General features: G+C 41.0%; 10 protein-coding genes and 1 riboswitch. Of the genes, 6 read left to right on the top strand and 4 right to left on the bottom strand.

What is annotated here, in order from left to right:
* Positions 1 to 22 precede the first annotated feature (22 nt).
* Both RCP16_RS19835 and RCP16_RS19830 read right to left on the bottom strand, forming a co-directional pair.
* Positions 23 to 4102, bottom strand: coding sequence for an S-layer homology domain-containing protein (locus RCP16_RS19835; protein WP_308641133.1), 4080 nt, complete (start codon positions 4100 to 4102; stop codon positions 23 to 25).
* A gap of 171 nt (positions 4103 to 4273) precedes the next feature.
* A riboswitch (cobalamin riboswitch) is annotated at positions 4274 to 4473 on the bottom strand.
* A 136-nt stretch (positions 4474 to 4609) separates the two neighbouring features.
* Complete coding sequence (locus RCP16_RS19830; protein WP_137223989.1) at positions 4610 to 5686, bottom strand: branched-chain amino acid aminotransferase; 1077 nt, start codon at positions 5684 to 5686, stop codon at positions 4610 to 4612.
* A 180-nt stretch (positions 5687 to 5866) separates the two neighbouring features.
* Here RCP16_RS19830 and RCP16_RS19825 point away from each other — a divergent pair, with 180 nt between their 5' ends.
* Entirely contained in the window at positions 5867 to 6691 is an 825-nt protein-coding gene (locus RCP16_RS19825; RefSeq protein ID WP_308641132.1) for a class I SAM-dependent methyltransferase, read from the top strand.
* Between the two features lie 108 nt (positions 6692 to 6799).
* Here RCP16_RS19825 and RCP16_RS19820 read toward each other — a convergent pair whose 3' ends face one another.
* On the bottom strand, positions 6800 to 7402 hold the full coding sequence (locus RCP16_RS19820) for a YjgB family protein (RefSeq protein ID WP_308641131.1): 603 nt from the start codon (positions 7400 to 7402) through the stop codon (positions 6800 to 6802).
* A gap of 290 nt (positions 7403 to 7692) precedes the next feature.
* Here RCP16_RS19820 and RCP16_RS19815 point away from each other — a divergent pair, with 290 nt between their 5' ends.
* The 4 genes from RCP16_RS19815 (at position 7693) to RCP16_RS19800 (ending at position 12194) form a co-directional block, all read left to right on the top strand.
* Positions 7693 to 9255 (top strand): NAD(P)H-binding protein, encoded by a 1563-nt coding sequence (locus RCP16_RS19815; RefSeq protein WP_241669387.1) that lies wholly within the window; start codon positions 7693 to 7695, stop codon positions 9253 to 9255.
* A gap of 210 nt (positions 9256 to 9465) precedes the next feature.
* Positions 9466 to 10704 (top strand): peptidase T, encoded by a 1239-nt coding sequence (gene pepT, locus RCP16_RS19810; RefSeq protein WP_308641130.1) that lies wholly within the window; start codon positions 9466 to 9468, stop codon positions 10702 to 10704.
* Positions 10705 to 10767: 63 nt separating this feature from the next.
* Entirely contained in the window at positions 10768 to 11886 is a 1119-nt protein-coding gene (locus RCP16_RS19805; RefSeq protein WP_137223995.1) for a 5-methyltetrahydropteroyltriglutamate--homocysteine S-methyltransferase, read from the top strand.
* A 38-nt stretch (positions 11887 to 11924) separates the two neighbouring features.
* Positions 11925 to 12194, top strand: coding sequence for a YkgJ family cysteine cluster protein (locus RCP16_RS19800; RefSeq protein ID WP_069326579.1), 270 nt, complete (start codon positions 11925 to 11927; stop codon positions 12192 to 12194).
* A 114-nt stretch (positions 12195 to 12308) separates the two neighbouring features.
* Here the strand turns inward: RCP16_RS19800 and RCP16_RS19795 are convergent, their stop codons facing one another.
* Complete coding sequence (locus RCP16_RS19795; protein WP_308641129.1) at positions 12309 to 13019, bottom strand: helix-turn-helix domain-containing protein; 711 nt, start codon at positions 13017 to 13019, stop codon at positions 12309 to 12311.
* Positions 13020 to 13355: 336 nt separating this feature from the next.
* Between RCP16_RS19795 and RCP16_RS19790 the strand changes: the two genes are divergently transcribed.
* Positions 13356 to 14198 carry a methyl-accepting chemotaxis protein gene (locus RCP16_RS19790; protein WP_137223999.1) on the top strand — a complete coding sequence of 281 codons (843 nt, stop codon included), beginning with the start codon at positions 13356 to 13358 and terminating at the stop codon, positions 14196 to 14198.
* Positions 14199 to 14210 lie beyond the last annotated feature (12 nt).

Raw genomic sequence — 14210 nt, 5'->3', positions numbered from 1 at the left:
TATCTTTTATTTTACCGTAAAATTAGTTCGCTTGTGCCATCTTTTGTACATTGATCGCTACAACTGCTGCCATTTCACGTGTTACTTTAGCTTGTGGATCAAATGTATTGTTTGCACCCACCATAATTCCATTGCTCACAACAGCACTAACAGCAGGACGTGCATAGTTGCCGATTTTCGCTTGATCAGCAAAAGAAGTATTGGATGTCCCTTTGAGTGCAAATGCACGAGTCAACATGACTGCCATATCCTGACGGGATACCGGTTGATTCGGTTGGAAAGATGTAGCGTTGATACCTGTAATGATTCCTTTACTCTTCGCTGTCATAATCGCATTGTAATACCACTGGTTCGATGATACATCTTTGAACGCTGTACCATTTGAAGGCGTATTACTAGACTCTGTTGCTCCCGTCAAACGCACCACCAAGGCTGCAAATTGAGCGCGTGTTAATTGTTGTTTCGGCGCGAAACGAAGTTCCTGATCACTTACCCCTAGCATTAGCCCTGCATCATAAGCACGATGTACCGAATCAGAAGCCCATGCTGAAATCGTATTTTCATCTGTAAATGTCACCGCTGTTGTTGTGCCTGTATCTACAGGTGAAGCCGATGAATTTGCTAGATTATAGATCGTATTCCCACTACTCAAATACTGTTGATACGCCACCAAAGCAAGCAATGCTTGTTCTGTTGCAATATTGTCGCCTGCACCGCCTACTGTATGACTGTATGCACCATTACTTTGACGGAATTGGCTAAGACGTGTCATCAGATCACCGTTTGATTTGGTAAAGCGTGCATCTTTAGGATTAATGCCTGCTGAAGCCAGTGCAACAATCACTTGAGATACACTTTCACTACTATCATCGTTATAAGCAGAATATCCACCATTCGTTTGTTGTTGCGTAGACAGATACTGGACTGCTTTGTCGATCGCTGTCTGTACTTGAGTCTGTGTGCGTTCAGGTGCAAGCGCCGCAACTGCCATAGCGGTCATATCGACACTGCTAGCTTCACCTGTTGCGAGTGGGAATCCACCATCACTATTTTGCGCGCTTAACAACCATGTCACTAACTTGTCTTTGTTCCATGTTGCTGTAGAAGCTACGTTATAGTTGTCGCTGTTGAGTGCAATTAGAGCAAAGATCGGCCCATTGGTTCCTTGAGCTGTCATTTTCTCATGGTTGACCATTTTGTCGATTAAGTTCACACCACTTACAGCTGTAGGATTGCCACCTGCTGCTTTGATCCCTAGAATCAATCGTTCCAGATCGGTCACTTTACGGAACGAACCTGCGGATTCTTTCACCTGAGCAGTCGCCCCAGTTAAATAGCTTGCAGGTAATGTTCCTCCTGCGCGTGCAATACCGACAGCTTCCCATTCAGTTAACGAGTCATGTGTTAATACATTTTTGACGGTTGTATTAATATCTGTTGTTAATTGTTGAAGATCAGCAGAACTGGCTAATACATCACTATTAATGACGGCATATTTGGTAAAATGAGAAACGGTTCCTGTAATAATACCTGTTTTGGCATCCAATGCAGTTGGAACAGGAATCCATTGATTGGTAGCTTCATTGAGCCATGCAATCGTTAGCTTGGACATTGTATTATTATAGACAGGAATTTTGAATGAAAGATAGACCGGTTTCTCAAACTGCTGTCCATTTGGTGTAAATTCGTACAGACTGGATACTAGCTCTGGACGACTACCCATTTCTTCTTCTATTCCAATCGTAGTGTTACTCTTAACACTATTTGCTGGCACGATAAATTGTACTTTACCTGCTGGATCAGCAAGTGTTGCTTTCTGATCTGCTTTTACTTCTGTGCTCACACTGACTTTGGGCGCTGATTCTAATGCTTTAGCAATCGAAGTGGCTGTGCTTGCTGTCATCGGTGAACCTGAATTAAGCACTGTCGTCGTCTGCTCTGCTTCTTGGACAGGCAATTGGTTAGTCGATTTCACTTTCAATTGAGACAATTCACTTTCGACTTGAGAAGGAATCGTTGCCGGGAAAGCAATACCTAGACTGTTAGTAGCACTTCCACCACCACCGCCAGAAACAGTAGCTGTACCATCGCTATAACGCCATGCTAGATTGTCTCCTGCTTTTAACGTATACGCTCCTGCTCCTGTATTCGGTTGTTGTCCATTGACCGTATATACCCAACCACTTAAAGGTCCTTTATCAAATTCACTGAGTCCATCAATAGCTGTAACGTAAGCTGTACCTCCGCTACCTCTATAACTCACACGACTTGAACCTAACTGACGTAGTAATACGCTAAAAGCGGTATCTCTATTTTGCAATGTAATCGAAGTCGTAGGCAAGATAGTACTGTCACCTGTAACAGACATCGTTATTGTATTGGCAGTCGGTGTCGTTGTGCTTCCACCTGTACTGTTATCGTTAGCCACAATTAATGTAGACGTATTGCGAACAATCGAAGGTACATTGTTATTCTGGTATCCTGTGACAGCTACCGTATATGATCCTGCGCTCATTTTGTTAAATGAAGCCACACCTTGTGCATTGGTCGTTACCGTTTGGTTGCCGACTTGTACTTGTACATTTGCCGCAGGGCTTACTACTTTGTCATTCTCAAATGTATTCTCGTTATATATAAAATCTGCTTTTTGTACCGTAATATTAAAGCCACTACTTGATTTCGGTACAGCTGGTGTTGTGTTTACTGATTCTACTAACGAAATACCATAGTTTGCAAAATAGAAATAAATTTGATCTGCTTTTTCAAGCTGAAATACATCCATCCCTACATCTGGAGATATCCATTGTCCATTGCGTTTAACCGCAAATAACCAACCGCTATATTGAGAAAGGTCTCCACTTTTAATACCTGCAATACTTGTTACATATTTACCAAAAGCAGAATTAGTAATTGTTAATGAAATTCCTTGTTGCGAAGCTACATTTTCTAGTGCTCCAAGCGCATATACAGCTTCAGTAACACCTGTAGTTACTGGTGCAGAAGGTCCTTCTACAATCACATTTGCTTGTACCTTTTCTCCTTGTTCTGGAGTTGGAGTCGGATTTGGATTAGGTGTAGGCTCAGGTTGTGGCTCTACTGGTGGATTCGGATTAAAGTATAACAATCCACCATTTTGTGTATAGAGATCATACGCTATTAGAGCTCTTAATGCTTGCTCTGTAGAAAAAGCTTTATTGGATTCTTCTTGATTTAACGTATGACGGAAACCACCATCACTATTTTGAAAAGCAAGTAAACGATCGATTAACGATTTTCCATTTTTCTCAAATTGAAGGTCAGTTGGATTGAGTCCAAATGAAGCTAGACCAATAATCGTCTGAGCAATCGATTCACTGCTCGAATCGTCTGACTTCTGGATCAACCAATTGACGGCTTTTTGTCCTGCTGTCTGTACATCAGCACGATCTTTGTAAGGTGCTAATGCACTAAGTGCCATACCATAATAATCTGTTGCCATTTCGGGTCCATTGATCGCTGCTACTACACTATCAATCAGTGTATCGCGCCCTTGCTTCGCACCATTAGGTACTTGGTAAGTGCCTGAATCCAGAGCAATCAAGGCAAACATCGGCCCATTAACACCTTGTTGATTAATATTGTCATGATTGTATAATTTGTCGATCAAATTACAGTTAGAAATATTCGTCGCATTCAAGCCTGCGGATGTTCCAGCAATCACCATACGTGCCAGTTCGGTTACCGAAGGCTTGGCTTGAGCACATAAGTTGGTTACTTCTGTTCTCAGACTGGTATAGTAGCTAGCCGGTAACGCTTTGCCTGTACGTGCATAGCTCACAGCGATCCAATCGCCATCTACTCCACCATTAGCGTCTATATATTGCATTGCTTGCGTGATAGCCTGACCATATACAGATTGGGTGACGTTCGTATTGACGGTTGAATCGTTAGTAGAAGAATCATTCGAAGTGTAGACCGCTTGAGATACGGTGGTTTTCGTAGGATTCGATTCATCTGCCGCATAAGCAGAAGCAGAAAATACACCGGATGAACCTAGCGTAGAGATCGTAAGCACCAGTGTTAAGATCGTAGCGATCCACTGACGGGATAGAGATGATTTCATATGAGACCTTCTTTCTTGTTTTAATAAAATGGACATAACGACAGTACAACATAAAAAAGCCACTTCAGCGGAAGTGACTTAAAAGGCATAACAGTACAGCATTTCATCGCCTATCTATAGTGTAGGCTTAGAATGATATGACTGTTTCTCCTCTTTGCTCCGAAGATGATAGAAACGATTGCTCTCAAGGCAGGTCTCCTGGCTCTGCTTCATCACATCCTCCTACCTTCCCATCGCTTCATGCAACAGTGGCGTACTACTGGAGTTGTTCAGCATTTACAGTGGCGGGACCGCGCCGGAATACACCGGACTTCCCTTTTAAGCGGATACAAAACTATATTCGTATCTGCACCTTGGACAATAGAATATATGTAATTGTCGTATTTATCATAGCGATAGCACAGGGCTTTGTCTACGAATTACGCTAAATTACTTATAGGAAATATATGAAAAATAAAAGCGCATCCTGCTCACAGGATACGCTTCTTTATAACAATAAGATTCAGCTTACGCTTTAACTTCCATCGTCCAACCAAATGGATCTTCGGCTACGCCTTTTTGGATGCCTGTTAATGTCTCATACAACTTGGCAGACAATTCGCCTGTTTTGCCTTCGTTGATGATCATTTTTTCACCTTGCCAGTTCAGTTCGCCCATTGGAGAAATAACCGCTGCGGTACCTGTACCGAACGCTTCTTCCAATTTGCCTTCTTTGTGCGCTTCTTCTAATTCATCAATTGAAAGAATGCGTTCTTCCACAGGAATATCCCAGTGCTTCAGCAATTGAATAATCGAATCGCGCGTAATTCCGCTAAGAATACTACCGTTTAGTGCAGGTGTTACCACGATACCGTTAATTTTGAAAAAGACGTTCATACTACCGACTTCTTCGATGTATTTACGGTGCACGCCATCTAACCATAGCACTTGAGAGTAACCCAATTCTGTAGCGCCTTCTTGTGCTTTAAGTCCTGCTGCATAGTTACCTGCTGTTTTCGCCATACCTACACCGCCGGGAACAGCACGTACATATTTAGATTCAACGAAAATTTTAACCGGATTGATGCCTTCTGCATAATAAGCACCTACAGGTGAAAGAATAATCATAAATTTATACTGACGAGAAGGAGATACACCAAGAGTTGGTTCAGTTGCGATAACAAATGGACGCACATACAGTGAATTACCTTCACCTTCTGGAATCCATTCACGATCCGTTAGAATCAACTGACGCAAAGCTTCAAGTGCCAATTCAGGATCAACTTCTGGAATACTCATACGCTCATTTGAAATATTTAGACGCTCTATATTTTTGGTAGGACGGAACATGAGGACACGTCCATCTTCGGTTGCATATGCTTTAAGCCCTTCAAAAATCGTTTGTCCATAATGGAATACTTTTGCCGCCGGGTCCATCATAATGGGTTGATACGGAACGATACGTGCATCATGCCAACCTTGCCCTGCATCGTAATCCAAAATAAACATATGATCTGTAAATTGTGTACCAAATACTACCCCATCCATTGATGACGGTTTCTCTTTTTTATTCTTTGTATGCTCAACAGTGATCTCTATACTCATAGTCTATATCTCCTTAAACAAATTATTCCCTAAATCATATCACTTCTTATCCCAAATCGAAAATACTTAAAAACAATAAGTTGATAGGTAAGCTGTCAAAGCAACTTTAGCCTCTACTCAATGCCTCTTTTTCCTTTATAATAAATCACAGTACATTCAAACAAGGAGGCAAGATCTGTTATGACTATTCCTGAAAATAATTCGATCAACAATATCGAGCGGTTTTCCGGTTTTGAAGATGTCTATGATCAGCATCGTCCAGTGGCGCCTAGTCTTGTAGTTGATATCCTTTCAAATTATTTGCAAAAGAAACCCGGACTTGTGGTCGATGTAGGCTGTGGTACAGGGTTATCTTCTTTTATATGGCGGGATCGGGCAGACCGAATTATTGGGGTAGAACCGAATCTGGATATGTTAAATAAAGCTCGGTATAAGCTCAGTCTGACGACACAAGCCGATCATTTATCATTTGAACAAGGCTACTCGAATCAGCTTTCTCTGGATTCGAATAGCACCGATATCGTCACATGCTCTCAGTCGTTCCACTGGATGGAACCTGTCAGTACACTCAAAGAAATCGCTCGTGTGCTGGTGCCCGGTGGTATTTTTGCGACATATGATTGCGACTGGCCACCTACAGTCAACTGGCAACTGGAACGCGAATACAACAACTTATTAGCGATCTCAGAGCGTATTATTGCAGAACAAGCAGACCCTCACAAAGTTGCTCATAAGAGCAATAAAGACAACCATCTTCAACAGATTGAGCAAAGTGGCTACTTCCGATTTACCAAAGAAATTGTATTTCACAATATCGAAGCATGTAGTGCAGAACGGTATGTAGGGATTTTGCTCAGTCAGGGGGGAATTCAAGCAGCACTTCAATTAAAATCTGATTATTTAGAATCCGAGATTAATATTTTCCAAGCGATGGCAGATGATTATTTCCGTGGTGGAGTCACCAATGCTATGTTCAGTTATCGGATGAGACTCGGGATTCGTTGATCGAGATGGCTTGATTAGGATTGGAAATGAGAAGAAGCACTGAACTAATGTTCAGTGCTTTTGTTGTGAAGAATACGTATCTTCAAGCTACTATATTTTCAGGTTCATTTACAACCCTTTTTCACGTAAATTGATATGATCTAGCTCTGTACTGCTATTAAAAATAAATTCTAACTGATAAGCTCCGCGCACATACGTAACTTTCGTTTGCTTCATTTTGCCGTTTTTGATTGTTGTTGTAGCACTTGGCGTGTACCAGTTTTTGAGTAGCATTTTCATCGTGATCCCACCAATATTGGTCTGACGTTCAACAGTAGTACCGAAGTAACGCATCTCACGAATTTTGGTCAATTTATAGTTAAATGCATAACCCGGATTCCCCATCTCTGCATGATACGTATCGAATCCGTCAGCATCGGTCATCGCTTTGTCCGGCTTACCAAAAGCTTTCACCACTTGATCTCTAGTCGTTTTGCCGACTGTAAATGCACTGGCATTGCCCGGAAATTGCCCTTTTAAAGCTGGTTTGTAGAAGCTATTTAGCGTTTTCAAAGCCATTTGGCTATCGCTAGCCGTAACTTTGCTAGGTGTAGCCGCAGACACCGTCTGTACAGAAGCGAATCCACTGGTGAGTCCAAGCGTTCCGACAGCCAATACACCTGTAAGTGTAGCTGTAAGCATGACTTGTTTGATCGATTTTTGAGTATTCATATTCATTTCCTCCTTGTGAATAAGGCTATAAACTATGTCTTATTCATGTGTGTGTTGCTTGATTCCAACGATAGTCTGTTCATTGTGATAGAGATTAAGTAACTATATACTTATCTATACCAAAAGTATAAGCGCTTATACTTAACATTTCAGAGTATACTTTTTAAAGTGTTCTACTGTCAACAATATAGGACTTTGGTCGCTATGTTCATCTATTAACATGAGGTTGAAGTTCTAGAGAAAAGGGTATTTAACAGCTACAGACTTTAAAATGAACAGGGGTGGAGACAATGGATATGGAGACAACAACAAGCGAAGAAACGACTATACCACATCGTCCAAGAATTGCGTTAACAGGAGCAAGTGGTTATATCGGGCACAATCTATTGAAGCGACTAACCGATCATTACGATGTCATTGCTTTGTCCAGACATGGCGATGATAAAGAAAACAGTGAACATGTTGAATGGCGTTCTTGTGAATTGTTCTCGATATCTGATGCAGAAAAAGCGTTAGAAGGTGCAGACTATGCGATCTATCTTGTACATTCTATGATGCCAACTGCCAAGCTAACCCAGGCTCATTTTGAAGATATGGACGTTATTTTAGCAGATCATTTTGCACGGGCAGCCAAAAAAAATGGAATCAAACAAATCGTTTATCTAAGTGGTATTATTCCTGAAGGAGTTCCACGGGACAAATTATCACGTCATTTACGTAGTCGTCTGGAAGTGGAACAGATTCTAGGCTCTTATGGAGTGCCTGTAACGACTATTCGTGCAGGGCTGATCGTCGGACCTCAAGGTTCTTCGTTCCCGATCCTTGCCAAGTTGGTACAACGTTTACCCGTGATGACATTACCGACATGGACACGTACAGAGACGCATCCTATTGCTTTATCTGATGTACTGCAAGCTTTGAAAAAAAGTATCGGTAGTACCGAATTATATAATCGTGCGATAGATGTCGGTGGCCCTGATATCATGACATACAAACAAATGATGATGAAAACCGCAGATGTGATGGAGAAAAAACGTGCCTTCCATGACGTTCCTTTTCTAACGATTCATCTATCCCGTCTCTGGGTTACACTGGTGACAGGAATGCCCAAAGAGATGGTATATCCACTTGTTGAAAGTCTAGCGCATCCCATGGTAGCGAATCCTGAACGCAAAGTCGAAGGCATCAGCGATGGACAGATTACATTTGAAGAGTCTGCCAAATCTGCACTGGAAGAAGAAGCGAAGGAAAAAGAAAAAGCCAAAGAGAAAAAAGAACAGGCTAGTGCTTCTTCTGCTTCTGCCCCCGCTCCTGCAACGGAATCAGTGTCAGATGTACGCTCTATCCAACGTGTCGTTTTACCTGATGGTAAAAATGCAGATTGGGCAGGCAAGTATTATATGGAGTGGTTAGGCGGCATAGCCAAATTCTTGATCCGTACTGAATATGATGGTAGCAGTATTTACCGTGTTTATATTCGCCCTTCCCGTCAGCCTATTTTGGAGTTAACCTATTCTCCTGAATTAAGCAGTAAAGATAGTGCAGTTTACCATATTACAGGCGGCGCTTTTACCAAAACCAAAGAAAATCATGAAGGACGATTGGAATTTTTACAAGTTCCGGGTACACAGGATTGTGTTATTGCTATCCATGATTATCTTCCTTCTTTACCGTGGTTTATCTACAAATTCACTCAAGCCAAAGTGCATCTATGGGTCATGTATGCTTTCCGTCGTCATTTGAAACGAATGATCAAAACAGGCAAGCAACATGAATTCCCGGGTGGTCAACAATCTCAAGATTCGCAACATGCCCCTACGCATGCGATAAGCGGTACCCACAGTACGCCTTAATATCTTTGTCGATAAGTAGGATAGAACGCATCATAGGATTTCACAGGTCTGAACATTCATTGTCATGATGAATAGATTCAGACCTTTTTATATCGTCGATTAATACATGTATAAACAAGGATCTGAATCTCCTTTTGGGATGATCTGTATATTCATGATAAAATAAATAGATACGATAGATACCACAAGCCGAAGGGAGCTTATTATACTGTGAAAAACGAACTAATTGAACGCTTAACTTCTTATGTGCAAATTGATACCCAATCTAACGAGGATAGTGAGACTTGCCCTTCTACTCCGGGACAATGGACGCTTCTTCACCAATTGGTTGAAGAATTAGAACAGATTGGTATGGAAGATGTCACTCTAGACGGCAACGGTTATGTCATGGCGACTTTGCCTTCGAATACAGATCAACAAGCACCTGTGATCGGCTTTCTAGCTCATGTTGACACAGCGACTGACTTTACAGGCAAGAATGTAAAACCAAAGCTTCTTGAAAATTATAATGGTGGCGATATTCTACTGAATGCTGATGTAGGCGTTGTGCTTTCACCAAAAGATTTTCCGGAATTGGAGCAATATAAAGGTCATACACTGATGACTACCGATGGAACTACACTACTTGGTGCGGATAACAAAGCAGGGATTGCTGAGATTATGACAGCGATGCACTACTTGATCGATCATCCCGAAATCAAGCATGGCAAAATCAGAGTAGCTTTTACACCGGATGAAGAAATTGGTCGCGGCCCGCATTTGTTCGATGTAGCGAAGTTCGGTGCAGAATATGCGTATACCGTAGATGGCGGTCCACTGGGAGAACTTGAATATGAGACATTCAATGCCGCTGCCGCTAAAGTCACTTGCAAAGGCAGTAATGTACATCCTGGTACAGCTAAAAACAAAATGGTGAATGCAGCGAAAATTGCGATGGAACTGCATCGTCGTCTTCCAGCAGGTGAAGCTCCTGAATTTACAGATGGTTATGAAGGATTCTTCCATCTTTCTTCTATTCAAGGAGATGTAGAAGAAACGCAATTATCTTATATTATTCGTGATTTTAACCGTGAAAATTTTGAACATAGAAAAAATCTATTAACTAGCATTGTCGAAGAATTTGGACAAACGTATGGTGAAAACAATATTTTGATCGAAATGAAAGATCAATATTACAATATGCGCGAGAAAATTGAGCCTGTAAAACATATTGTCGATATAGCAGGACAAGCGATGAAAAATGTAGGTGTTGAACCTCATATCACGCCTGTTCGCGGAGGAACCGATGGTGCTCAATTGTCTTATATGGGTCTACCTACACCGAATATTTTTACAGGTGGCGAAAATTATCATGGTAAATACGAGTACGTGTCTGTAAATAATATGGTCAAAGCCACAGAAGTGATTGTTGAAATTGCTCAATTATTTGCCAAATCAAATCAAGCGTAATATTCCGTCTGGATCGAATAACTTATAGTCCATCTAAATACGATAGAAAGCAGGTATAACTCTATGACATTTTCGACTTCTCTTCAACGCACAGTAGCTCCTTTTCGTGCAGATCAGGTAGGTAGTCTACTACGCACTGATACGATCAAGCAAGCTCGTCTTCAATACACAAGCGGTGAACTTCATGCAGATCAGCTACGTGAGATTGAAAATGAAGAAATTCGCCGAATCGTAGCGAAGCAAGAAGAAATCGGTTTATTATCGATTACAGATGGTGAATTTCGCCGGGCATGGTGGCACTTTGACTTTTTAGAGCGTTTGGATGGAGTTGAGGGGTACGACACTGAAGGTGGTATTCAATTTCACAATACAACGACCAAAGCACACGGAGTCAAAGTCACAGACAAAATCGACTTCACTACTCATTCGCATGTGGATGATTACGCATTTCTGCATAGCATCGTCAGTCAAGGTCGTACTGCGAAAATGACGATTCCAAGTCCGAATATGTTGTTGTTCCGTGGTCAAATTGAAACGGATTTGTATGAGGATCGTGATGTTCTTTTGCATGATTTGGCACAAGCGTATCAAAAAGCCATTCGTGCTTTTTACGACGCAGGTTGCCGTTATCTGCAATTGGATGATACGTCATGGGCAGCATTCTTTTCAGAAGAAGCCAAAGCCAAGTTGCGTAACGATGGCAAAGATCCAGATCAAATGCTTGCAGATGCGGCTAAATTAATCAATGAATCGATTGCTAATCGTCCTGCTGATATGATGATTACAATGCATATTTGCCGGGGTAATTTCCGCTCGACATGGGCAGCATCTGGTGGTTATGATGGCGCAGCCGAGACCATTTTGGATGGACTGGATCTGGATGGATTATTTATGGAATATGATGACGAACGTTCAGGATCATTTGATGCGCTTCGCTTTGTGAAACGTCCGAATCTACAAATTGTACTGGGTCTGGTCACTTCCAAATATGGAGAATTGGAACATCCTGATGAGATTAAGCGTCGGATTGATGCCGCATCCAAATTCGTGAATCTAGATCAATTATGCTTGAGTCCACAATGTGGATTTGCTTCAACAGAAGAAGGTAATTTATTAACCGAAGAGCAACAATGGGATAAACTACGTCATGTTATCCAAATCTCGCAAGAGGTCTGGAAATAAATATCGCATGTGTGCATTAAATATTGGAGTGAATCATTATGGAATGTCGGGTTGGCTGTGCCGCCTGTTGTATCGCAATCTCTATTTCTTCACCGATCCCGGGGATGCCGGAAGGTAAACCTGCTGGAGTTCCTTGTCCCCAACTAACTACAGAGCGCCGTTGCGGATTATTCGGTCGACCGGAGCGTCCAGACGTATGTGGTGGATTACCAGCTTCTTTAGAGATGTGCGGTACAACAAATGAAGAAGCTTTTGCTTATCTAGAAGCCTTAGAACAAGCAACAGCTCCTACCAAGTATAGATCATAGCATCATACATCATCGCTTTAACCATTTCCCTTTTACAGATGATCAGAATACAAGCATCTTTTCTGCTGACGTATACTTGGTCTGTAAAAGGGATTTTTGTGTCTACTCCTGATCTTAATCTTCAAAAAAGGCAAGCTGGATTAACTGTTTGGCACGGCTTAATTTTTTGGCGTCTAATTGTTGTAACATCGCAACAATATCATTCTTTTCTGCGGACTCACTCGAAATTTCCACTTTAGAAGAAAGTATACGAGCTGGTTCATTGATCTGTATGGCCTTTTCTTCGATCTGAACCCATGAAGTGCTTATCACATCTTTCATCAAAGATACAAGAAAGCGGATATCTTCTATTTTATATTGATGAAGAAATTGGCTCATATTGTGATGGATATGCTGGTGTAATTGTTGATGTAATATAAATACTTTTTTGCCCAAAGGCGTTAATCGAAACAGCACTTCTTTTTTATTATCTGGCACAGGCTCGAACTGAATCATGTAGATATCTGCTAATCGGCGTGTGATTTTGGATACACTGCCTCTAGGAATGTTATATTGCTTGGAAATAGTAATTCCATTTACAGGCTCTAACTCTCCAATCGCATCAATCACATGAAGCATCTGTACAGTCGCTACTTTTAAAAAATCGATGACATCCGAGTCAGACGTATGCATCATCATCCATTTCTTTTCTTCATCTTCCCCTTCAGCTTGAAACCGCTGTTGAATCGCAGCCATATGATCGATAACTTCGGTAATTAATCCGTTCTGCTCTATCTCGTTGTTCATGATCGTCTTCTCACCTTCATCTTTTTGATATCGTGCCATACTTACCAACCTTTATTTACATCTCAATATAACCTTTTTCTCAGTATAGCAAGAGAGTCTCTGATTAGAAAAAAATAGAAAAGCTATTTACAAAACAGTTTTGAAGCCTTATTAACTAAGCAAAACAGTCTTTATATTGTCCCAACAATGTAATTATTTCTATATATATAAATAAATATATTTTACTGTATGAAAAAGTTAAAATTTTAAATTTAGTTGCGTATTTAGCACGGTTTATCAGACTTTCTCGCCGTTTCAGCCTTAATTTCACGATCTGAAATTCCGATATTATAGAAGTATGCCACTATAAAATTGTGATCAAAGGGTGATGAATGAATGAGTACGACGGATTCCTTATTAAAGTTTGTTCCTTACATCGGTAAAATTTTGAGAGAACGCGCAACCATCTGTCTCTATAACGAGACTCATATGCTTTATTATGAAGAACTAGATGGAATCGATCTTGGATTCAAAACAGGGGATGCTCTTCCAGCGGGATTCGATCATTACGCTTCCTTAACCGATAAAATTAATCCTTCAATCAGCTATTATCCTAAAGAAGTGTTTGGCGTTCCTTTAGAAGGAATTAACGTACCTATTTATGATGGCAGTACACTTATCGCTGTTCTTTCTGTAAGTTACGATAAGACGACGCAAGAAAACTTAGATTCTGTTTTACAAGAAAATGTCTCTGCTGCTGATGGTCTTGTCGATATGGTACAACATGTTGCTGCTCATGCTCAGCAATTACAAGCAACCAGTGAACAAATTTTGCAAAACAGTAAAATCACTGTTGAAAAATCAGGCAAAATTAACGAAGTGGCTACATTGATCAAAGACATCTCAGAACAAACCAACTTGCTCGGTCTAAACGCAGCGATTGAAGCAGCTCGTGTAGGCGAACTTGGAGCTGGATTTGGCGTTGTTGCGACTGAAGTGCGAAAATTGTCAGTTAATGCCAAACAAGCGACCGGTGATATCGAAACCGCTCTGCGTGATGTACAACAATCAATTCGTCATATGGAAAATGAAATTGCTCAAATTACCACTTCTTCTCAAGAACAATCTTCTCTGGTTGGCTCCTTTACTGATGTTATTGAACGTCTGCAAGCAGCAAGTACCTCCATGAAATTGATAACAGACAACCTTTATCGTTACAGTGTTCCTCTCAAAAAATAATCTTCATTTACC

The sequence above is a fragment of the Paenibacillus nuruki genome, from assembly GCF_963311185.1.
In the GTDB taxonomy this organism is placed as follows: Bacteria; Bacillota; Bacilli; order Paenibacillales; family Paenibacillaceae; genus Saccharibacillus; species Saccharibacillus nuruki.
This window is presented reverse-complemented; position numbering and strand designations above follow the sequence as displayed.

Coding starts and splice junctions, on each gene's coding strand:
- RCP16_RS19835 (WP_308641133.1), bottom strand. CDS start 4,102: ATGAAATCATCTCTATCCCGTCAGTGGATCGCTACGATCTTAACACTG.
- RCP16_RS19830 (WP_137223989.1), bottom strand. CDS start 5,686: ATGAGTATAGAGATCACTGTTGAGCATACAAAGAATAAAAAAGAGAAA.
- RCP16_RS19825 (WP_308641132.1), top strand. CDS start 5,867: ATGACTATTCCTGAAAATAATTCGATCAACAATATCGAGCGGTTTTCC.
- RCP16_RS19820 (WP_308641131.1), bottom strand. CDS start 7,402: ATGAATACTCAAAAATCGATCAAACAAGTCATGCTTACAGCTACACTT.
- RCP16_RS19815 (WP_241669387.1), top strand. CDS start 7,693: ATGGATATGGAGACAACAACAAGCGAAGAAACGACTATACCACATCGT.
- RCP16_RS19805 (WP_137223995.1), top strand. CDS start 10,768: ATGACATTTTCGACTTCTCTTCAACGCACAGTAGCTCCTTTTCGTGCA.
- RCP16_RS19800 (WP_069326579.1), top strand. CDS start 11,925: ATGGAATGTCGGGTTGGCTGTGCCGCCTGTTGTATCGCAATCTCTATT.
- RCP16_RS19795 (WP_308641129.1), bottom strand. CDS start 13,019: ATGGCACGATATCAAAAAGATGAAGGTGAGAAGACGATCATGAACAAC.
- RCP16_RS19790 (WP_137223999.1), top strand. CDS start 13,356: ATGAGTACGACGGATTCCTTATTAAAGTTTGTTCCTTACATCGGTAAA.